Genomic DNA, 20,679 nt, shown 5'->3' with positions numbered 1-20,679 from the left:
ATACTGAAATGGGTCACCTTAGAGACTGAGGTGATACCATGAAAAAATTTCTTTTTATCATGATGGCCGTGTTGCTGTTGCTCACATCGTTCCTGGGCTCGGTTCGCGCTGATGAATTGATGGATATGTTCTCGATGCGAATAACGATTGAAGCGGAGGATGAAGTCTATCAATGGAAATATGACAGTCCCGATTATTATGAGTTCCAACATGAAGATCGGGTGTTGCGCGCAGAAGATGCGGAAACACGAGTCGATAATATGGCAGCACTTGTGAATGTGAATGAAGATGTAAAGGCAGAAACGTTGGCAAAGAGAATCAAGGAAGAATTTCCGCAACTCGAGAGCATGGATATCCGCTGGCGGAATGGCGATAGCGAGTTATATACGTGGCGATGGGAGAAAAACGAGCAGCCTATGGAAGATTCGTAAAGTTTAATAGTTAAGGGGTGGGGAAAATGCGTATCGGCATACCCAGAGAAGTGAAAAATCAAGAGAACCGCGTGTCGTTGACACCGGCAGCTGTTGTGCAATTGAAGCAAAAGGGACATCACATCCTCGTCGAAACAGGAGCTGGAGAGGGATCGAGCTTTCCGGATGAGCAATATAGGGAGGCGGGAGCAGCGATCGTAAGCAGCGCGCAAGAAGCGTGGGAAGCTGATATGATCGTCAAGGTGAAGGAACCTACTTCGTCCGAATATCAATATTTAAAAAAACATCAACTTTTATTTACATATCTACACCTGGCTGCGGAGCCGGAGTTAACTAAGGCTCTCCTGGAGCATGAAGTGACCGCTGTTGCCTATGAAACCGTGCAAACGGCTGATGGCTCATTGCCGCTTTTAACACCGATGAGCGAGGTAGCCGGACGGATGTCCGCGCAAATGGGCGTTCAATACCTTGAAAAAACGAAAGGCGGAAAAGGCATCGTGATCTCGGGTGTTCCCGGTGTTGAACGAGGAAAGGTAACGATCATCGGCGGGGGTGTGGCCGGTACCAACGCGGCTAAGATCGCCCTAGGCATGGGAGCAGACGTAACGATACTTGATCTTAATCCGCAACGCTTGCGGGAACTCGACGATTTGTTCGGCTCGCAAGTCAATGTGCTGATGTCCAATCCTGTGACGATTGATCAGTCCGTCAGGGAAGCCGATCTTGTCGTTGGCGCTGTTCTTATTCCCGGCGCAAAAGCACCGACACTCGTACGTGAAGAAACGATAAAACAGATGCAGCCGGGCTCTGTATTAGTGGACATCGCCGTTGATCAAGGGGGTATTTTCGAGACGGTGGACCACATAACCACTCATGATGATCCCGTGTATATCAAGCACGATGTCCTCCATTATGCCGTCGCCAACATCCCCGGCGCTGTTCCGCGCACAGCGACGATGGCCCTTACCAACGTCACGCTTCCTTATGTATCGGCCCTCGCGGATAAAGGCGTCGTACAGGCGATGCATGATGATGAACCTTTGAAAAAAGGCCTGAATACGATCGCCGGTCGCTTAACCTATGAAGCCGTCGGTCAGGCGCAAAATATTGAATCTGCTAATGTGGATGATAGCCTGGATGCTTTTTAAAGAAAACTTGGCTTATCGCCAAAATGGCGAAAGCCTTAGTTGCACTAAAAACAAGTTTGAGCCTTCGTTGATTCGGATATAGTGACGTTAGAACTAAAATTGAGGTGATGAAAGCAATGAAACTAACGTTTCACGGTCAATCCTTTATCGAAATCGAAACGCCGGATGCGAATATTCTCATCGATCCGTTTATTACGGGCAATGGCACGTGCGATATTAATCCGGAAGATGTGGAACCGGACGCGATTTTACTTACCCACGGTCACGCGGATCACCTTGGGGACACGGTTGACATTGCCAAGCGATCAAACGCGCTCGTTGTAGCGACCCACGAGCTTGCCGGCTATCTTGGCTCAAAGGGGCTGGAAACGCACCCGCTGAATATCGGCGGCGGACACCAGTTTAAGTTTGGCCATGTAAAATTAACCCCGGCGTGGCATAGTTCTTCCTACGCGGAAGAAGAAGGCCAGATTATATACACGGGCATGCCCACGGGTATTTTGTTCACAGCAGATAACAAAACGATCTATCACGCCGGAGACACAAGCTTGTTCTCCGACTTGAAGCTGATCGGTGATCATAATGATATCAGCGTTGCCTTTATACCGATCGGAGACAACTTCACGATGGGACCCGATGATGCCAAGGTTGCAACGGAATGGATTAATCCGGAACTCGTCGTTCCGATACACTACAACACCTTCCCGCTGATCGAACAAGACGGACAGAAATTCGTCGACGAGTTATCGCCCATCAGGGGACGAGCCCTGCAACCGGGAGAAAGCGTTGATATTTAATGGTAAGGAGTAACCCTTGGTTGGGTTACTCCTTTATAGTTATATTAGGGGTGGTACCTACTGTCACGATGGACGATTTTTCAAATGCTTGCTTTTGCACTTTTAATATTCATATTCATCTGCATTGAGTCTTTTTCGGCATCAATCGTATCTTTGTTTGGGGTAACGGAAATTCCACCTTACTTTAGCGTCCTGTTTATAATGTTAGTCTTGAGCTGTTTTTATTTTTTATTTCTATTTGAAGCGAAAAAAGATAATAATATTTTCGCTTCTTCCTTATGGCGCATTGGACCCTTAGTTACAGGTATAGTAGGGGCAATTGCCGCCGTTGTGTTTATTGTCAGTGCGGAGTTTTTGCCCTTGATCACTTGGATGCAGGAATGGCGGGTTCTTCTTTATGCCTTTTTTGGGGCTTTTTTGTTTCTTGTGTTTTTGTTCGTTTTTTCGATTGTTCATAAGTATCAGACCGGATCCAGCGATGAAAATAAATTGCATCTGACGCTCGTTTTGTTGTTTGTGTTTGTGCTTGCCTTATTCTTTTTACTTGGGTAGAGGACGAGTCATACGAAAAGAAGTCTGCACATATCCTAGCGTAAGAGGGGAGGGACCTGAATGCGCACGCGTCTTTTTATTTCGTTGGGGGTAGCGGCTTTTCTTCTCTGGCACGCGTTTGAACAGTTTTCCATGCAAGCCGGAGGGATCGCCGGTGTGTTTGCAATCGTTTGGTTTGTCTTTGCCCTGCTCGTCGTCGGCGGGAACCTCTCGGCATTGCTCCATGAGCGGCATAAAAAGAAAAGCGGTACCATTGACACGAGAACCGTTCTTGAAAGCCGTAAAGCCGTCCAAACGCAGGGAAGACGCCTCCGAGCTTGATCATCTGCACCCCTAAGTTTATAATGAAAACAACCGGACACGGATTTACGCGCAAAAACTTGGCTAGCCACCAAGTTTTTTACTTGCTTTAAAGAATGGGGGTGAAGTTATGTCAACGAAGCACGAACAAATCCTGCAACATATTTATCACCTGGGTGTCGGTGAGAAGATCTCTGTTCGTTCGATTGCCAAAACCTTGAATCTTAGCGAGGGGACCGCTTATCGAGCGATTAAGGAAGCTGAAAATCAAGGGCTCGTCACGACGATCGAACGGGTCGGCACGATTCGGGTAGAGAAGAAAAAAGAAAACTTCGAACACCTCACGTTTGCCGAGGTTGTCAATATTGTCGATGGACATGTTCTCGGGGGCCGGGAAGGCTTACATAAAACATTGCAGCGGTTTGTCATCGGCGCCATGAAAATGGAAGCGATGATGCGCTACGTAGAACCGGGCAACCTGTTAATCGTCGGGAACCGTTATCAGGTACATCAAATTGCTTTGGAAGCAGGTGCGGCGGTGCTGATCACCGGCGGCTTTGACACGAATGAAGAAACGATTGCCTATGCCAATGAACTTTCACTTCCGATCATTTCCACGAGCTATGATACATTTACCGTCGCGAGTCTCATTAATCGCGCCATCTACGATCAATTAATCAAGAAGGAAATCGTCCTCGTCGAGGATATCTTGATCCCGCTCCAGGATACCCATTTTTTAACGACCGATCATATGGTGGAACGGTGGCATCAATTGAATACAGACACGAGCCACAGCCGCTTTCCGGTCGTCAATAACCATATGAAGGTGCAGGGGATGGTCGCGGCGAAAGATATCTTGTCGATGAAAGAAAGCACGCCTGTCGAGAAAGTGATGACCCCGGAGCCGATTACGGTCCATGCCCATACCTCGTTGGCTTCTGCCGCCCATGTAATGGTATGGGAAGGGATTGAGCTCCTTCCAGTCATTGATGATGAGTCTCGCCTGATCGGTGTCATCAGTCGGCAGGATGTATTGAAAGCCCTTCAGGTTGCACACCGGCAACCTCACGTGGGCGATACGATCGATGATGTCGTCACCGGCCATGTGGAAGAGGCGCCCGGCGGCTCCGTTTACGATTATGTCTGTCATTTAACCCCGCAAATGACGAATCCGATCGGAATGATTTCTTATGGCGTATTGTCAACATTGGTGACCGAGGTGGGCAGCCGCCTGCTTCGCCGTCATCGAAAAGGGGATCTCGTCGTTGAAAATCTCTCGCTTTATTTTCTAAAGCCTGTCCAGATTGAAAGCAAGATAGAAATGAAAGGGAAAATCCTGGAGGTCAGCCGCAAAAGCGGCAAGGTGGATGTGGAGCTATACTTTGAGGATGAACTTGTCGGGAAGGGGCTCATGATGGCCCAGTTGCTGGAGAGGTAGAGGACGAGGTGAGAGCTCCCACTTCCCACTTCCCACCTCTCACCTCTAGTAATCACGTCTCACCTCTAGAAACTCGCATCGCTTCAGACTCTTCCCGCGCGTACGGCAGGATCTTGCGGTAATACTTCGTGCCGTAAATCACATAGACGAGCCCGAGTAATGAGAAAACGAGTCCGACAGTGAGCTCAACGAAACCCCAAAAAGGCGGGAGCGTAAATAATAACCCGGGGGCGAGAATGAACACCCCGAGCGAAATCATACTTTTCGTTTGGTACCACTGTTTCATGGCATCGCCCGGGGCTCGGAAACGTTTGAATTTATTGTATGCATAAAGCGCGATGGAAATCGCCATAGCGGCGATAGCGACAATGGCCATGGATATTCCTCCCTTACACGTCCCAGTGTACCTTTTTTGTAGCTTGAATGAAAGATCCAGAACGGGCAAAGGAGCAAAAAAATGAAGCAGAAACTAATCGATACGATCGCCGCATATGAACATATTATTATTTGCCGACATGAACGGCCGGACCTGGACGCGATCGGTTCCCAGGCGGGCCTTGCCAGGTTAATTGAAATAAATACCGGAAAAAAGGTACATTTGGCCGGTGAAGAAGAACCATCATTAAATTTTTTAGCAAAGATGGATTCAATCACAGATGAGGCATTCGCAAATGCACTCGTTATCGTTTGTGATACGGCGAACACCGGCCGCATCGATGATCAGCGCTATCAGGACGCTCGTGAGCTGTTTAAAATCGATCATCATCCGGCCGTCGACGATTATGCGGAGCTCGCATGGGTTGACACCTCATTCAGCTCCACATCCGAGATGATTGTCTATTGGTATGAACACGTTGCAGCTCAAAAGGACTGGATCCTTGACGATGAGTGCGCCCGCCTTTTATATGCAGGGATCGTCGGAGACACCGGCCGCTTTATGCACCCGAATACAACCGCGCGTACGTTTGCAGCCGTTCAGCTTCTATATGAACGTACCTTCGATATTCGTCGACTATACAGTGAGATGTATAAAAAGTCGCTCCCACTCTTGCGTCTGGAAGGGGAGCTGCTCTCCAGTTTTACATTGAGTGAAAATGGCGTCGGTGTGATCGTTCTTAGCCAGAAACAGCTTCGGCAGTACGAAATCAGCGTGAATGAATCATCAGCGATTGTGCATGCCGTTGCGAATGTTGAAGGGATCGTCGCCTGGGTCACATTCGTCGAGTTGGAAGACGGAAGTTATCGAGTGAGATTACGCTCCAAAGGCCCGGTCATTAACGAACTCGCGGGCCGTTTTCAAGGCGGGGGGCACCCGCTCGCAGCCGGTGCCACTGCAGAGACCGAGGAAGAACGAGGGCAAGTCGTGGCGCAACTGGAAGAAATATGCGCGGCCTATCAGGATAACCCCAGCCACTAATCATCTTCCACGGGGACAACCTCCACATGGATTTCCAGTGTTCGATAGAGGGTCACTTGTTGAACGATGAGGTTATATTCATAATCGTTGGAAGGGTAGCGCTTATTCTCGATGGTGCGCACGAGCAGTTCACGATTTTCGGCTACGCTTTCCACATCCTCGTCAAGCAGATGTTCAAGTTCCTCCATGGCTTGTTGTTGCAAATCATACAGGGCAAGTTCACTCAGGCGGCTCTCTTCTTCATTTTCAAAAACGATCGAAATCTCTTCGATGACAAAATCGCGCTCGTCGTTTTCCTCTTCCTGCTCGCGTTCCCGTAATGATTCCAGATTTCTTTCCAGTTGCTCAATGTGTATTTCCTTTTTCCCCAGTTCGACGACCATATCTTCGTGGACATTGCCAAACTGATAAAGGAACAGACCCCAGCCTATTAACGAGCCGATGATGACACCGGCTAAAAATCTTTGCCAGCCAGGGCGTCGGTGCAAGGGAGGAATTCTCATGGGTGAATCTGCTCCTGCGTGATCCATTGCACGAGCAAACTACCGGTATTGGCTCCCGATAACGCTGCCAGAATCATACATACCGTTTTAAAGATATCAATATGGGTGCCGTAAAATATCCCACGCTCCAGGCTGGTGATGGCGTCAAATGTTCCGCCAATCGCAGCGACTAGTGCCCAGATTTTTAAGCTCCCGGCCAAATCGTGAATAGTGGCAAGCGGCGGTTTTCCGATCATGAAAGCACCGATTCCGCCGATGAGTGCCCCGCCGAGTACTACCCCGAAGGCAACGAAGAAATCCATGACTAATGTAGCCAAAAAATCCCTGGTAAACATGTGATGGGGTCCCCTCCTGTCCTGATCTTGAGCAAGGGTTGTCTTGTTTCATGTATAATCAGGAGTAGGCCAAGTTATGCTTCCTTCTGGATGTGAGAGGTAAGAGGAGAGATGTGGGAAGCGGAAAGGAGAGAGTGCTGTGGATTCATTTGTCCATCTCCAGGTGCGAAGTGAATATAGCTTGCTGACGAGCACATGCCGCATCGATGATCTCGTGGACCGGGCAGCAGATCTCGGTTACGATACTCTTGCGCTTACGGATCGCAATGTCATGTACGGGATTCATAAATTTTATCAGCGTTGTAGGCAGCGGGAGATCAAACCGCTCCTCGGCCTGGAACTGGATCTGTTTTTTGCAGACGGCACGAACGGGACGCTTCTTTTACAGGCGATGAATCTTAAAGGCTATCAACAATTAATGGCGCTATCGACGCAGGCACAAACACGTTCATCGCCGGGCGTGGATGCTGATTTTTTTTATCGTCATTGCAGTGATCTTGTCGTTATCATTCCGGAGAAGACGAGCCACATTGCACAGTTTGTGCAAAAAGAAGATAAAGAAGCCGCGCGTGAAGCGATGCGCGACCTTCAGGAAAAGATCGGCGCCGACCGCTTATATGCAGGCTCCTTTCCGCCCCATGTGCCGGAAAGTGAAGCGCATCATGCCTGGGTGGCGTTTGCCGAGGAGATGAAGATTAAGCGGGTGGCCTGCGGCAATGTGGCTTTTTTGCATGAAAACGATGAAAAATGGCGGCGGTGCCTGGAAGCCATTCGTTCGGATCGACCGATTGAAAATGTCAGCCCCCTTGAATGGCGGGATGAACATCCTCTTTTCACGCCATCAGTTGCCAAGGCTGCCTGGGAGCTTGACAAAGAAGCATTGGCACATACCGTTGAGGTCAGGGATCGCTGTTCGGTTAACCTTGAGCAGTTGCAAACAACACTCCCCGCTTATGAGGATGAAAACGAGTCCGCGCACAATAAACTGAGACGGATTTGCTGGCAGGGAGCGAATGAGCGCTACACGGAAGTGGACGAAAGAGTCGCTGAACGTCTGGAGCATGAACTCGCTGTGATCGAAAGAATCGCGTTTGCAGATTATTTTCTGATCGTCTGGGATTTTATGAGTTATGCTCGTAACGCGGGGATATTAACAGGTCCCGGACGGGGGTCAGCGGCCGGTTCGCTCGTCGCGTATTGTCTGTATATTACCGATGTGGACCCCCTGGCTTACGGATTGCTGTTCGAGCGCTTTTTAAATGAAGAGCGCGTTTCCCTGCCTGATATCGACATCGATTTTCCCGACCACCGCCGTGAAGAGGTGATTTCGTATGTACGGGAAACATACGGAAACCGACATGTGGCCCAAATCATCACCTTTGGTACTTTTGGAGCTCGGGCGGCTCTCCGGGATGCCGGGAAAGCTTTGGGTACCCCGCAGTCGTTCATCGAACAGGCGATTCGTGCTCTCCCGCAATCCGGCGCTTTGCCGCTCAAGACGTCTCGGACGAGAGATGAAAAGCTCGCCGGCTGGTTAAAAGAAAACGAACGAGCGGAGACGTTGTTTCAGTATGCCGAGGCAATAGAAGGGCTTCCCCGTCATACGTCCCTGCACGCGGCCGGGGTTGTCCTTAGCGCCCGCCCGCTCGCGGATATTGTACCCACCCTCCCAGGGGAGTTAACGGCCGTCACCCAATGGCCGATGGAAGATGTGGAAGCCTATGGTTTGCTGAAAATCGACTTTCTCGGCTTAAGGAATTTAACATTACTCGAACGGCTTCGGGACACCATTTCAGCCAGATATCAGCGAACGATCCATCCTGAATCGATACCGCAGGATGATGAAGAGACGTTAGCGATGCTGGCCGCCGGGGATACGACCGGGATTTTTCAATTTGAATCCGCAGGGATGCAACAAGTGTTAAAAAAACTGAAGCCGACGACGTTCGAGGATCTCGTCGCGGTGAACGCGCTTTACCGTCCCGGTCCCATGGAGCAAATCGATACGTATATTGACGGCAAACATGGGCGGCGCACGATTAACTATGTTCACGACGATTTGCAGCCGATTTTATCGTCCACTTACGGGGTGATGGTCTATCAGGAACAAATCATGCAAGTCGCGGTGCAAATCGCCGGATATTCGTTAGCACAGGCGGACTTGCTCCGCCGGGCCGTGAGTAAAAAAAACCGGCAAGAACTGGAGAATGAAAAAGCGGCATTCATCGCCGGTGCTCGTGCAAACGGCTATGATGAAGCGACGGCGGAAAAAGTATACTCATGGATTTTACGCTTCGCGGATTACGGCTTCAATCGCAGCCATGCCGTCGCGTATAGTTTCATCGCCTATCAGTTGGCCTACTATAAAACGCATTATCCGCATGTTTTTTTCTCTGCCTACATGTCAATGGTGGAAAATGATAACAGCCGTCTCGGCCGGGCGATCCGGGAGATGAGGAATCACGGATTACGCATATACCCGCCCTCTATCAACAAAAGCACTGAACGTTTTGCGATTGAAAAGGAAGGCGTACGCTTTCCTTTGCAAACGATCGCTCAAGTCGGTCGCCAATTTAGCCGACGACTCTTGCAGGAGAGGAATAACGGCGGTCCTTTTCAAAGTTTCATTCATTTTTGTGAGCGCACTACACGCTTACCGATCACTCGCCGCATGCTCGCAAACCTCATTAAAGCCGGGGCATTTGACGAACTGCATCGTGACCGGGCAATGCTGCTCGCATCCATCGACCGGGCGTTTGAATTCGTCGATTTCCAACAGGACCTGGGTCCATTATTCGAAGGGGGGAGCGGGGACTTTCGTTACGCAGAGGCTACGCCGTTCAGTCCGGAAGAGTGCTATCGGCTGGAGAAAGAGGTGACCGGTTTTTATATGAGCGGGCATCCCCTCGACCAATACGAAGATATCATTACTATACGTCACCCTTTACTTATCGCTGAACTGGAGCAGGCCCCGGTGAAAAAAGAGCTTTGGGTCATGGGTGCGATTGAACAGCTCAAACATATCCGAACGAAAAACGGACAAACGATGGCCTTTTTACAATTGAGCGATGAAAGCCAGACATGCGAAGTCGTTATTTTCCCGGCCATTTACCGGAAGGTCAATCACGTGCTTGAAGAAGAGAGCTATGTATTCATCCGTGGCAAGCGGACGGTGGACCAGTATGGACATAAAGTGATAGCCGAGGATGTAATCCCTGTTGAACAAGCGCGGGCGGAGGCGAGCGATGTCCTTTACATTAAACTACTGGCGGATAAAGAGGTAAATGCCCAATCCCGCCGCCTCAAAAGAATGCTGCAAAAAGAGCCCGGATTCTCGCAAGTACGGGTATACAACGAAAAGACCCAACAGTTATACGCTTTGGCTGATCATTATCGGGTCCGAATCAACGAAGAGCTGCGAACGAACTTGAAATCACTGGTAGGCGAAAAGAATATAGTAGAAAGAAAAAATTCCGCTCCTGACCGTTAATTTCCTAAAATGAGTGAAAGGGCAGGTCGTCTTTGTTATAATAGATCACAATCAGAAAGCAGCCGCGAACTGGAACATATCTTTTCGGAAAAAACCGAGAAAAGGAGCGTGCACATAATGGCATCGTCAAAAGAAGAAGCTTTACATCTTCACAAAGTGAAACAAGGAAAACTTGAATCAAAGTCAAAGATTCCAGTTCGTAACAGCCGTGATCTCAGCCTCGCGTATTCGCCCGGGGTTGCTGAACCGTCCAGGGAAATTTATGAAGACCCGCAAAAAGTGTTTGAATACACGATGAAAGGCAATACCGTCGGGGTCGTATCAAACGGGAGCGCGGTCCTGGGCCTCGGAAATATTGGTGCATCCGCCTCTTTGCCCGTCATGGAAGGGAAGGCGGTTCTATTTAAATCTTTTGCCGGTGTCGATGCCTTTCCGATCTGCCTGGATTCCGCAGACAACGAGAAAATCATCGAAACCGTCAAAATGATGGAACCGACATTCGGGGGAATTAACCTTGAAGATATTGCCGCGCCGGACTGTTTCATCATTGAAGACCGTTTGAAAGAAGAAACGAATATCCCGGTTTTCCATGATGATCAACATGGCACTGCCATCGTTACCGTTGCCGGATTGATCAACGCTTTAAAAGTGGCAGGCAAAAGCCTTACGGACGCCAAGGTAGTCATTAACGGCGCCGGGGCAGCAGGCATTGCCGTAATTAAATTGCTTATGAATATGGGCGTACAGGAAATCATCATGTGCGACTCCCGAGGGGCGATTTATGAAGGCCGGCCGGAAGGGATGAATGAAGTTAAGGATAACATCGCGACCGTAACGAATCTGAGTAAAAAAGAAGGCCCGTTGGTGGATGTCATTGCAGAGGTCGATATTTTCATAGGGGTATCTGTCGAAGGGGCGTTAACGAAAGAGATGGTCGAGACGATGAGTGACGATCCTGTCATCTTTGCGATGGCAAACCCCAATCCGGAAATCATGCCTGACATTGCGAAGGAAGCCGGTGCGGTGGTCATCGGAACCGGACGTTCGGATTATCCCAATCAGGTGAACAATGTTCTCGCGTTTCCGGGCATCTTCAGAGGGGCGCTGGATGTCAATGCCTCCCATATCAATGAAGAGATGAAACGAGCCGCCGTTTACGCGATTGCCAACCTCATTACGGATCGTGAATTATCGTCAGATTATGTCATTCCGGCCCCGTTTGACCCGCGCGTCGCCCCGGCAGTTGCTGCCGCGGTAGCGAAAGCCGCCATGGAAACAGGCGTGGCGAGAAAAAATGCCGATCCGGACGAGATTGCCGAGCGTACGCGCCATGAAGCTTTAATCGAGGAAGAATAAGCAGCGCGCGATGTGCTTTTGTCAGCGATCGCCCATGAAGGCGATCGCTTTTGTGAAAAAGAGGTGAGCATTTTGTTTAAGGATTTATTTTCAAAAAAAAGGAAGTACGCGACGATTCCTTCCGAACGAACGCAGCCTACGAAAATGAACGATGGTGTGATGACAAAATGCCCCAACTGCAAGACGATCATGTATTCCCGGGAACTTAAGAAATACTTGAGTCTTTGCAGCGAATGTGGGCATCATTTTCGTATGACCGCGGATGAGCGGATAGAAAGTACCATCGATGCCGGAACGTTTCGAGAGATGGACGTGGGTTTGCTTTCCGGAAATCCTTTGGATTTTCCCGAATACGAGGAGAAATTAACACGGGATCAAGAGAAAACCGGATTAAATGAAGCCGTCGTCACCGGAGAAGGCAAGATCGATGATTATCCGGTTGTATTGGGGGTTATGGACTCACGGTTCCGGATGGGAAGCATGGGCACTGTTGTCGGCGAAAAAATATCCCGCGCGATGTTGCAGGCCGAGAAAACCAATACCCCCCTGATCCTGTTTAGTGCATCCGGGGGCGCAAGAATGCAGGAAGGTGTTTTAAGCCTCATGCAAATGGCAAAAACAAGCGTTGCCCTTGAACGCTTAAACGAAGCAAAAATACCGTTCATTTCAATCATGACGCACCCGACGACCGGAGGAGTGTCGGCGAGCTTCGCGTCTCTGGGCGATTATAATTTCGCCGAACCCGGCGCCTTGATCGGTTTCGCCGGCCGAAAAGTGATCGAGCAGACGATACGGGAAGAGCTTCCCGAAGATTTTCAGACGGCGGAATTTTTGTTGCAGCATGGGCAGCTTGACCGGGTCGTCCATCGCTCGGAGATGAAAGCAACGCTCGTGCAAATCCTGAAAATACATGGGTGGAGTCAGGAAGAAGGAGATAAAAATGAGTCACAATCTTCCATTTGAAAAGCCGGTGGTCGAGCTTCAAAATAAGATCGATGAACTTAAAAATTTTACACAGGAAAAGGATATTAACCTGGAATCAGAAATCAAGCACCTGGAGGAACGCTTGCAGGATCTTGAGAGTCAAGTTTATGATGAACTCAGTCCCTGGGAGCGCGTGCAAATTGCCCGTCACTCGGAAAGGCCGACGCCGCTCGATTACATCGATTATTTGTTCACTGATTTTCTGGAACTTCACGGAGACCGGCTATATGGAGATGATGAAGCGATCATTTCCGGCATCGCACGTTATAAAGGCAGGCCGGTAACGGTCATCGGGCAACAGCGTGGCCGCAATACGAAAGAAAATATTCGCCGCAACTTTGGGAGCCCGCATCCTGAAGGTTATCGAAAAGCGTTGCGTCTGATGAAACAGGCGGATAAGTTCGGTCGCCCGATCATTTGTTTCATCGATACGAAAGGAGCCTTTCCCGGCAAAGCAGCGGAAGAGAGAGGAATAAGTGAAGCCATTGCCAGGAATTTAGTGGAAATGGCCGCCTTGCGTGTTCCCACGATTGCCATTGTCATCGGGGAAGGGGGCAGTGGCGGCGCCCTTGGTCTTGGGGTGTGCAATCACATGTATATGCTTGAGAACGCCACGTACTCGGTGATTTCTCCGGAAGGGGCGGCGACGATCCTTTGGAATGACGCTTCACAGGCCCAACAGGCTGCGGAAACGATGCGGATCACCACTCCTGATCTGAACGCATTCGGCATTATTGACGGTGTGATTCCGGAAGTGCGCGGGGGAGCCCATTACAATATCGAAAAACAGGCAGCTTATATTGATCAAACATTGGAAAGCAGTTTAAACGAACTTCTCGGCTTCTCTTCCGAAGAATTACGGAACCAGCGCTTCGAGAAGTATAACCAAATCGGTAAAATCGACATGTAGCAGGAGGACCATCATGAAAAACATAGGCGTTTTGACGAGCGGAGGAGATTCACCGGGCATGAACGCGGCCATCCGTGCCGTCGTCCGGAAAGCGATTTTCCATGATTTCAGGGTCTGGGGGATTAACTATGGATTCGCCGGACTTTTAAACAACGATATACATCCTTTGGAAATCGGCGACGTCGGCGACATCATTCACCGCGGGGGCACAATGCTCTACACGGCACGATGTGAAGATTTCAGAACAAAAGAAGGACAACAAAAAGCCCTTCAAAATATCGAGGCAGCCGGTATTGATGCGCTTGTTGTCATTGGTGGAGACGGCTCATTCCGAGGGGCGCAGGAGTTGACGAAATTGGGCGTTCCGACGATAGGGGTTCCGGCCACCATTGATAATGATGTCCCGGGAACGGATTTTACGATTGGTTTTGATACAGCCCTGAACACCGTTATCGATGCGATTGACAAAATCCGTGATACAGCGACTTCCCATGAACGAACCTATGTCGTCGAAGTGATGGGACGGGACGCCGGGGATCTGGCTCTTTGGTCCGGCCTGGCTGATGGCGCCGAAACCATTCTCATCCCCGAGCAACCTTATGAAATGGAAGATATCGTTCATCGTCTCATAAGAGGGAATAAGCGAGGCAAAAAACATAGTATCATTATCGTGGCGGAAGGGGCAGCGAGCGGAGTAGAATTCGGCAAGCAAATTCAGGAAAAAACCGGCTTTGAAACAAGGGTGACCGTTCTCGGACATATTCAGCGGGGAGGTTCGCCGACCGCTTCGGATCGTGTCCTCGCGAGTCGACTTGGCGCACATGCCACGGAGTTATTGATCGAAGGAAAAGCCGGTCGCATGGTCGGCATGCTGGCGAACGAGGTGGTTGACCAACCGATTGAAGAAGCCCTGGAAGCGTCGCATCAAATCGATAACCACATGTACCGGTTATCGCAGGAACTGTCCATTTGATCAGAGGGGGGGGTTCCCCACTCCAACCTCCACCCTCTCACCTCCCACCTCTAGAACATAGAAAGGATTTTACCTATGAGAAAAACGAAAATCGTTGCCACGATCGGTCCGGCATCCGAAGACAAACATACGTTGAAACAATTAATCGCTGCAGGCATGAACGTCGCCCGTCTCAATTTTTCACATGGAGATCACGAGGAGCATCGGGCAAGAATGAGAGCGATCCGCGAAGCGGCTGCAGAAGCGGGCAAAGAGGTGTCGATTTTACTCGATACGAAAGGGCCGGAAATTCGCACGTTTGACGTGGAAAATGGCGAAATTGATTTGCAAAAAGGATCCACTCTGCGCGTGACCGGAGAGGATGTGCCCGGAAATACTGAAAGAATTGGTATTACATATAAGGACATCGCTGTAGATGTCTCTCCAGGGCATAAGATTCTTCTCGATGATGGCTTAATCGAACTCCAGGTGGAAGCCATCGAAGGGGACGACGTTGTGACGACGGTGATGAATGATGGCACCCTGAAGGATAAAAAGGGTGTGAATTTGCCGAAAGCCAGCGTCAACTTACCCGGAATGACCGAGAAAGACGCCGCCGATATTCGGCTCGGGATTGAAGAAGAGATCGATTTCATCGCGGCTTCATTTGTACGCAGAGCTGCGGATGTGTTTGACATCAGGGAGTTGCTGGAAGCGCACGGAGCTGAAAGCATTCCCGTTATCCCGAAGATTGAAAATGAAGAAGGCGTCGAGAATATCGAGGAAATTCTTGAAGTCTCCGAGGGCATCATGATTGCCAGAGGAGACTTGGGCGTGGAAATCCCCCCGGAAGAAGTCCCGCTAGTACAAAAAACATTAATCAAGCATAGCAACAAATTGGCAAAACCTGTGATTACCGCTACACAAATGCTCGAATCGATGACGAGAAATCCACGCCCGACGCGAGCGGAAGCCAGTGATGTCGCGAACGCGATCTTTGATGGCGCGGACGCGATTATGCTGTCCGGAGAGACAGCTGCAGGTGATTACCCCGTAGAAGCCGTTGAAACGATGGGGCGCATTGCAGTCAAGGCTGAATTGGCGTTAAACTATGAAGAGGAGCTCATAAGTCGCACGAATGAAAGCAAGAAGACGATTACCAACTCCATCAGTCAAGCGGTAGCGAGAACCGCATTGAGTTTGGGTACATCCGCGATTCTGACGGCCACCGAAAGCGGTTATACGGCACGGTTAGTGTCAAAATATCGCCCCCAGTCAAAAATTATTGCCGTTACGAGCGACATTCACGTGCTTCGTCAGTTGAACCTCGTGTGGGGGGTCATCCCTTTGCTCGGAGAAAAAGCGTCAACCACCGATGAAATGTTCGAAATAACGGTGAATGAAGCTTTGAAATCCGGTGAATCGAAGCATGGGGATCTCGTTGTCATCACCGCCGGCGTCCCTGTAGGAGAGACCGGCACGACGAACATTATGAAAGTGCATGTGATTGGTGAAGTGGCGGCAAAGGGGCAAGGGATCGGTCAAACGACAGCTTCCGGGAAAGTGGTTGTTGCTCATACCCCTGAGGAGGCGATGGAGAAAATGGAGAAAGGAAACGTTCTGATCGCTCCGGCAACGGATAAAGATATGATGAGCGCCTTTGAAAAGGCTTCTGCGGTCGTTACAGAAGAGGGAGGGTTGACCAGTCATGCTGCGGTTGTAGGACTGAACCTCGGCATACCTGTCATCGTTGGTGTCAGACGCGCGGTTGAACTCTTCGAAGATGGAGAAGAAGTAACGCTCGATAGTACGCGCGGCGATATTTATAAAGGACACGCGAGTGTTCTTTAAGTGAAAGGGGGATTATTTTGGCGAGACTGTTCCTGGTTCTTTTACTCGCTGTCCCGATTATCGAAATCGCGATCATTTGGCTCGTTGGACGAGGGCTCGGATTTTGGTGGACGTTGCTCCTGTTGTTGCTCACGAGTGTGATCGGCGTATGGTTGGCACGTAGAGAAGGCAGACAAACGTGGCAGGTCTTGCAGCTGCAGATGCAAAATCGGCAAGCGCCCACCGGGGTTGCCCTCGACGGCATTTGCATCCTTTTTGGCGGTTTTTTGCTCGTCGCGCCTGGATTTTTGACGGATATCATTGGTTTTATGCTCGTTATCCCGTTTACACGGGCGTATATCAAAGGATTTGTCCGCTATTTTTTCAATAAAATTTTGCTCAATCGAAATATCATGATTATACGGCGATGATGCTGGATGTGATGAAGGAAGGACCGTGCATTACCAGTAATTTTTAGTAAAGAATAATGAGTATTCATTCACAAAAGCTACAAAAATGTATATAATAGAGGATGGTGAAAAAACAGGAAAAAGCGTGAAAATGCTTGGAAATCGCTTTGCTATTCTCGGACAAGCCGTCAGATGCATTGAAGTAGCTTTTCGCTGAAGAAAGAGATTTTCTAGGTGCAAAGAAGGAGAGATTGCAATGAGTAATACACGTGGTCTGGAGGGTGTCGTTGCCACGACATCAAGTGTGAGTTCCATCATCGATGATGTGCTCACCTATCAAGGTTATCATATTGATGATCTTGCCAATTACTCCTCTTTTGAAGAAGTGATTTACTTATTATGGAATGGGAAATTGCCGAATAAAACAGAGCTCGAGACATTCTCAAATGATTTAGTCGCTAATATGAGCGTACCGGATGAAATTTTTAATGATATGAAAGCCTATTCTATCGCTGATGTCAATCCGATGGCGGCGTTGCGAACAGCGGTTTCACAACTGGGGCTTTACGACAGGGAAGCAGATGAAGTGGAAGAAGACGCCGGCAAACGGATTGCCTTGCGGCTGCAGGCAAAGATTGCGTCTATCGTTACCGGTTTTGCGAGAATACGCGGGGGGAAAGATCCCATTCAACCAAAAGAGGACTTGGGTTTCGCCGCCAACTTTCTTTACATGTTAAATGGCGAGGAACCGAAAGACATTGCCGTTGATGCACTGAATAAAGCGCTCGTCCTGCACGCGGATCATGAATTAAATGCTTCGACGTTTACAGCGCGCGTGTGTGTGGCCACGCTATCTGATTTTTATTCAGGCATTACTGCTGCGATCGGCGCTTTAAAAGGGCCATTGCATGGCGGGGCTAACGAGCGTGTTATGGCGATGTTGAATGATATTGGGGAGCTCGATCAAGTGGACGATTACGTCCAGGCATTGTTCGACAACAAAGAGAAAATCATGGGATTCGGTCATCGCGTGTATAAGGATGGTGACCCCCGGGCGAAACATTTGCGCGATATGTCCAGACAATTGACGAGCATCACCGGTGAAACGAAATGGTATGACATGTCTGTGGCTGTTGAGGAAAAAGTGACGAGAGACAAGGGCTTGCTGCCGAATGTGGATTTTTATTCAGCATCCGTCTACCATAGCCTGGGCATCGATCACGATTTATTCACGCCGATTTTTGCCGTAAGCCGAATCGCAGGCTGGAATGCTCATATTATGGAACAATATGCGGACAATCGTCTCATTCGGCCTCGCGCTGAATACGTTGGTCCCGACACACAAAAGTATATTCCGTTGGATGAGCGCTCGTAACTGTGTCTTGAGATAAATTTTTCTAGGAGGATTTTACTATGTCTGAAAAGATTAGCGTGAACGATGGAAAACTGAACGTCCCGGACAATCCGGTCATCCCTTACATTGAAGGGGACGGCACCGGCCCCGACATCTGGGCAGCCGCTTCCCGGGTTATTGATGCTGCCGTTGACAAAGCCTATGATGGCCAGAAAAAAATTGATTGGAAAGAAATCCTCGTCGGTGGAAAATCCCACGACAAAACAGGAGAATGGTTGCCTGATGAGTCTCTGGAAACGATCCGTGAATACTTAATCGCGATTAAAGGGCCGTTGACGACACCGGTTGGCGGCGGTATTCGTTCCCTGAATGTCGCGCTACGTCAAAAACTGGATCTGTTCGCATGTTTGCGTCCTGTTCGCCACTATTCAGGTGTGCCCTCCCCGGTGAAGCGACCGGAAGAAGTGGACATGGCGATTTTCCGCGAGAATACGGAAGATATTTATGCCGGCATTGAATACCAGGAAGGAACACCTGAAGCGAAAAAAGTGATTGATTTTATCCAAAATGAAATGGGCTCGGAAAACATTCGTTTTCCGGAAACGTCCGGGATTGGCATCAAGCCGATTTCCAAAGAAGGAACGGAGCGCCTCGTTCGCTCCGCGATCCAGTATGCTATTGATGAAAATCGCAAAAACGTAACGCTTGTTCATAAGGGCAATATCATGAAGTTCACGGAAGGATCCTTCAAAGCTTGGGGCTTCGAGCTCGCAGAGCGTGAATTCGGCGATCAAGTGTTCACTTGGCAAACCTATGACGAAATCGTAGAAAAAGAAGGCAAAGAAGCAGCCAACAAAGCGCAAGACGAAGCGGAGGCAGCGGGAAAAATCATCATAAAAGAAGCGATCGCCGATATTTTCTTGCAGCAAATCCTCACGCGCCCGAAAGAACATGATGTTGTTGCAACGATGAATTTGAACGGGGATTATATTTCCGACGCGCTAGCTGCACAAGTCGGCGGGATCGGTATCGCTCCGGGTGCGAACATTAACTACGACACTGGTCACGCCATTTTCGAGGCGACCCACGGCACTGCCCCTAAATATGCAGGTCAAGATAAGGTGAATCCATCTTCGTTGATTCTTTCCGGAGAGCTCCTGTTGCGCCATCTCGGCTGGCACGAAGCGGCAGAACTGATCACGAAGTCGATGGATACAACGATCGGCAGCAAAGTTGTCACCTATGACTTCGCCCGTTTGATGGATAATGCAACAGAAGTGAAGTGCTCCGGTTTCGCCGACGAACTTATCAAGAACATGTAATGCTCAGCAAGGAGGCAGACGAATGTCGATTAAACGCAGAAAAGTATCTGTCATTGGGAGCGGGTTCACGGGTGCGACCACCGCGCTCAATGTTGCTCAACAAGAACTGGCAGACGTAGTGATCGTAGATCTTCCGGATAAGGAAGACCCGACAAAGGGTAAAGCACTGGACATGCTTGAATCAACACCTGTTGTCGGTGCAGATGTGAATGTGACCGGTACTTCGGATTATAAGGACACGAAAGATTCCGATGTCGTCATTATTACAGCGGGTATCGCCCGCAAACCGGGAATGGACCGGGAAGAACTCGTGAATACAAATGCCGGGATCATGAAAACCGTCACGGAGCAGATCGTTAAGTATTCTCCGGATACTCGCATCATCGTATTGACGAACCCGGCAGATGCCATGACTTATGCTGTCTATCAGGCTTCCGGATTGCCGAAAAATCGGGTGTTCGGACAATCCGGTGTGCTTGATACCGCTCGGTTTCGCGCCTTTATTGCCCAGGAGCTAAGCATGTCCGTTGAAGATGTCCAGGGTTTTGTGCTCGGTGGCCACGGGGATGACATGGTTCCGTTGATTCGGTACTCAAGCGTCGGAGGCGTGCCGTTAACAGACTTATTATCCCAGGATCGTATCGATAAAATCGTGGAACGCACACGAAAAGGCGGGGGCGAAATCGTATCCCTGCTCGGGGATGGCAGTGCCTATTACGCACCGGCAGCGGCATTAACGCAAATGATAGAGGCCATTCTAAAAGACAAAAAACGTATATTGCCGACCATCGCTTACCTCGAAGGTGAATATGGATACAATGACCTTTACGTTGGCGTGCCGACCATTCTCGGCAGTGAAGGCGTCGAACGCGTCATTGAACTGGAGTTGACTGAAGATGAAAAACAGGATCTGTCGACTTCTGTCGACTCCGTCAAAAATGTCATGGAATTGTTACAGTAAAACGAAGAAAAGCTGAACGCCGTGCGTTCAGCTTTTCTCGTAGGTGTGCATCAACATCAGAATGAGAAAGAATAAGGTTCATCTTTCCACTTGTGATCCCTCAAATGAAGTTATAGCCCCTTCGAGAGGGATCAGAAGCGCGATGCGATCCCTCAAATGAAGTTATAGCCCCTTCGAGAGGGATCAGAA

General features: G+C 49.4%; 20 protein-coding genes. 17 read left to right on the top strand and 3 right to left on the bottom strand.

From position 1 onward, the window contains the following. Nucleotides 1-38 precede the first annotated feature (38 nt). The 6 genes from BLS58_RS08465 to BLS58_RS08440 all read left to right on the top strand — a co-directional run bounded on the left by BLS58_RS08465 (nt 39) and on the right by BLS58_RS08440 (nt 4,666). The gene (locus BLS58_RS08465) at nt 39-431 is read left to right on the top strand and encodes a hypothetical protein (protein ID WP_090397952.1); all 393 of its coding nucleotides are present in this window, start codon (nt 39-41) and stop codon (nt 429-431) included. Between the two features lie 26 nt (nt 432-457). Next, the gene (gene ald, locus BLS58_RS08460) at nt 458-1,579 is read left to right on the top strand and encodes an alanine dehydrogenase (protein WP_090397950.1); all 1,122 of its coding nucleotides are present in this window, start codon (nt 458-460) and stop codon (nt 1,577-1,579) included. 116 nt (nt 1,580-1,695) lie between these two features. Further along, nucleotides 1,696-2,376 (top strand): metal-dependent hydrolase, encoded by a 681-nt coding sequence (locus BLS58_RS08455; protein ID WP_090397948.1) that lies wholly within the window; start codon nt 1,696-1,698, stop codon nt 2,374-2,376. A gap of 84 nt (nt 2,377-2,460) precedes the next feature. Further along, nucleotides 2,461-2,928, top strand: a complete 468-nt coding sequence (locus tag BLS58_RS08450; RefSeq protein ID WP_090397945.1) for a hypothetical protein — start codon at nt 2,461-2,463, stop codon at nt 2,926-2,928. 60 nt (nt 2,929-2,988) lie between these two features. After that, complete coding sequence (locus BLS58_RS08445) at nt 2,989-3,249, top strand: hypothetical protein (protein ID WP_090397944.1); 261 nt, start codon at nt 2,989-2,991, stop codon at nt 3,247-3,249. Nucleotides 3,250-3,358: 109 nt separating this feature from the next. Then, nucleotides 3,359-4,666, top strand: a complete 1,308-nt coding sequence (locus tag BLS58_RS08440) for a DRTGG domain-containing protein (RefSeq protein WP_090397942.1) — start codon at nt 3,359-3,361, stop codon at nt 4,664-4,666. Between the two features lie 52 nt (nt 4,667-4,718). Here BLS58_RS08440 and BLS58_RS08435 read toward each other — a convergent pair whose 3' ends face one another. Continuing rightward, nucleotides 4,719-5,042 carry a YtpI family protein gene (locus BLS58_RS08435; RefSeq protein WP_090397940.1) on the bottom strand — a complete coding sequence of 108 codons (324 nt, stop codon included), beginning with the start codon at nt 5,040-5,042 and terminating at the stop codon, nt 4,719-4,721. A gap of 81 nt (nt 5,043-5,123) precedes the next feature. Between BLS58_RS08435 and BLS58_RS08430 the strand changes: the two genes are divergently transcribed. Next, nucleotides 5,124-6,083, top strand: coding sequence for a DHH family phosphoesterase (locus BLS58_RS08430; RefSeq protein WP_090397939.1), 960 nt, complete (start codon nt 5,124-5,126; stop codon nt 6,081-6,083). On the opposite strand, the gene ytrI is transcribed toward BLS58_RS08430, so the two are convergent. Continuing rightward, nucleotides 6,080-6,586 (bottom strand): sporulation membrane protein YtrI, encoded by a 507-nt coding sequence (gene ytrI, locus BLS58_RS08425; protein WP_090397937.1) that lies wholly within the window; start codon nt 6,584-6,586, stop codon nt 6,080-6,082. The genes BLS58_RS08430 and ytrI overlap by 4 nt on opposite strands. After that, nucleotides 6,583-6,921 carry a sporulation membrane protein YtrH gene (gene ytrH / locus BLS58_RS08420; protein WP_090397935.1) on the bottom strand — a complete coding sequence of 113 codons (339 nt, stop codon included), beginning with the start codon at nt 6,919-6,921 and terminating at the stop codon, nt 6,583-6,585. The genes ytrI and ytrH overlap by 4 nt, the downstream gene beginning before the upstream one ends. A gap of 139 nt (nt 6,922-7,060) precedes the next feature. Here ytrH and dnaE point away from each other — a divergent pair, with 139 nt between their 5' ends. The 10 genes from dnaE (at nt 7,061) to mdh (ending at nt 20,490) form a co-directional block, all read left to right on the top strand. After that, nucleotides 7,061-10,411, top strand: coding sequence for a DNA polymerase III subunit alpha (dnaE, locus tag BLS58_RS08415; protein WP_090397933.1), 3,351 nt, complete (start codon nt 7,061-7,063; stop codon nt 10,409-10,411). Between the two features lie 117 nt (nt 10,412-10,528). Beyond that, nucleotides 10,529-11,767 carry an NADP-dependent malic enzyme gene (gene ystJ / locus BLS58_RS08410; protein WP_090397931.1) on the top strand — a complete coding sequence of 413 codons (1,239 nt, stop codon included), beginning with the start codon at nt 10,529-10,531 and terminating at the stop codon, nt 11,765-11,767. Nucleotides 11,768-11,839: 72 nt separating this feature from the next. Next, the gene (gene accD / locus BLS58_RS08405; RefSeq protein WP_090398187.1) at nt 11,840-12,730 is read left to right on the top strand and encodes an acetyl-CoA carboxylase, carboxyltransferase subunit beta; all 891 of its coding nucleotides are present in this window, start codon (nt 11,840-11,842) and stop codon (nt 12,728-12,730) included. Further along, nucleotides 12,708-13,661 (top strand): acetyl-CoA carboxylase carboxyl transferase subunit alpha, encoded by a 954-nt coding sequence (gene accA / locus BLS58_RS08400; RefSeq protein ID WP_090397929.1) that lies wholly within the window; start codon nt 12,708-12,710, stop codon nt 13,659-13,661. Before accD ends, accA begins: the two co-directional genes overlap by 23 nt. 13 nt (nt 13,662-13,674) lie before the next feature. Next, nucleotides 13,675-14,634, top strand: a complete 960-nt coding sequence (gene pfkA / locus BLS58_RS08395) for a 6-phosphofructokinase (RefSeq protein ID WP_090397927.1) — start codon at nt 13,675-13,677, stop codon at nt 14,632-14,634. A gap of 75 nt (nt 14,635-14,709) precedes the next feature. Then, nucleotides 14,710-16,464, top strand: coding sequence for a pyruvate kinase (gene pyk, locus BLS58_RS08390; RefSeq protein ID WP_090397925.1), 1,755 nt, complete (start codon nt 14,710-14,712; stop codon nt 16,462-16,464). Between the two features lie 17 nt (nt 16,465-16,481). After that, nucleotides 16,482-16,874 carry an FxsA family protein gene (locus BLS58_RS08385; protein ID WP_090397923.1) on the top strand — a complete coding sequence of 131 codons (393 nt, stop codon included), beginning with the start codon at nt 16,482-16,484 and terminating at the stop codon, nt 16,872-16,874. 235 nt (nt 16,875-17,109) lie between these two features. After that, nucleotides 17,110-18,228: a citrate synthase gene (gene citZ / locus BLS58_RS08380; RefSeq protein ID WP_090397922.1), complete on the top strand. Its 1,119-nt coding sequence runs from the start codon at nt 17,110-17,112 to the stop codon at nt 18,226-18,228. Between the two features lie 38 nt (nt 18,229-18,266). Further along, entirely contained in the window at nt 18,267-19,529 is a 1,263-nt protein-coding gene (gene icd, locus BLS58_RS08375; RefSeq protein WP_090397921.1) for an NADP-dependent isocitrate dehydrogenase, read from the top strand. A 22-nt stretch (nt 19,530-19,551) separates the two neighbouring features. Next, nucleotides 19,552-20,490: a malate dehydrogenase gene (gene mdh, locus BLS58_RS08370; protein WP_090397919.1), complete on the top strand. Its 939-nt coding sequence runs from the start codon at nt 19,552-19,554 to the stop codon at nt 20,488-20,490. The last annotated feature ends 189 nt before the right edge of the window (nt 20,491-20,679 follow it).

The sequence above is a fragment of the Natribacillus halophilus genome, assembly GCF_900100185.1.
In the GTDB taxonomy this organism is placed as follows: domain Bacteria; phylum Bacillota; class Bacilli; order Bacillales; family Marinococcaceae; genus Natribacillus; species Natribacillus halophilus.
Note: the sequence above shows the minus strand (reverse complement) of the source record. Positions and strands in the feature narration are given on the sequence as shown.

What these genes read in the sequence shown, in the direction of transcription:
- mdh (WP_090397919.1), top strand. Translation starts at nt 19,552, where the DNA reads ATGTCGATTAAACGCAGAAAAGTATCTGTCATTGGGAGCGGGTTCACG.
- citZ (WP_090397922.1), top strand. Translation starts at nt 17,110, where the DNA reads ATGAGTAATACACGTGGTCTGGAGGGTGTCGTTGCCACGACATCAAGT.
- icd (WP_090397921.1), top strand. Translation starts at nt 18,267, where the DNA reads ATGTCTGAAAAGATTAGCGTGAACGATGGAAAACTGAACGTCCCGGAC.
- ytrH (WP_090397935.1), bottom strand. Translation starts at nt 6,921, where the DNA reads ATGTTTACCAGGGATTTTTTGGCTACATTAGTCATGGATTTCTTCGTT.
- accA (WP_090397929.1), top strand. Translation starts at nt 12,708, where the DNA reads ATGAGTCACAATCTTCCATTTGAAAAGCCGGTGGTCGAGCTTCAAAAT.
- BLS58_RS08465 (WP_090397952.1), top strand. Translation starts at nt 39, where the DNA reads ATGAAAAAATTTCTTTTTATCATGATGGCCGTGTTGCTGTTGCTCACA.
- BLS58_RS08435 (WP_090397940.1), bottom strand. Translation starts at nt 5,042, where the DNA reads ATGGCCATTGTCGCTATCGCCGCTATGGCGATTTCCATCGCGCTTTAT.
- BLS58_RS08450 (WP_090397945.1), top strand. Translation starts at nt 2,461, where the DNA reads ATGCTTGCTTTTGCACTTTTAATATTCATATTCATCTGCATTGAGTCT.
- pfkA (WP_090397927.1), top strand. Translation starts at nt 13,675, where the DNA reads ATGAAAAACATAGGCGTTTTGACGAGCGGAGGAGATTCACCGGGCATG.
- BLS58_RS08445 (WP_090397944.1), top strand. Translation starts at nt 2,989, where the DNA reads ATGCGCACGCGTCTTTTTATTTCGTTGGGGGTAGCGGCTTTTCTTCTC.
- ystJ (WP_090397931.1), top strand. Translation starts at nt 10,529, where the DNA reads ATGGCATCGTCAAAAGAAGAAGCTTTACATCTTCACAAAGTGAAACAA.
- BLS58_RS08455 (WP_090397948.1), top strand. Translation starts at nt 1,696, where the DNA reads ATGAAACTAACGTTTCACGGTCAATCCTTTATCGAAATCGAAACGCCG.
- pyk (WP_090397925.1), top strand. Translation starts at nt 14,710, where the DNA reads ATGAGAAAAACGAAAATCGTTGCCACGATCGGTCCGGCATCCGAAGAC.
- BLS58_RS08440 (WP_090397942.1), top strand. Translation starts at nt 3,359, where the DNA reads ATGTCAACGAAGCACGAACAAATCCTGCAACATATTTATCACCTGGGT.
- ytrI (WP_090397937.1), bottom strand. Translation starts at nt 6,586, where the DNA reads ATGAGAATTCCTCCCTTGCACCGACGCCCTGGCTGGCAAAGATTTTTA.
- BLS58_RS08430 (WP_090397939.1), top strand. Translation starts at nt 5,124, where the DNA reads ATGAAGCAGAAACTAATCGATACGATCGCCGCATATGAACATATTATT.
- ald (WP_090397950.1), top strand. Translation starts at nt 458, where the DNA reads ATGCGTATCGGCATACCCAGAGAAGTGAAAAATCAAGAGAACCGCGTG.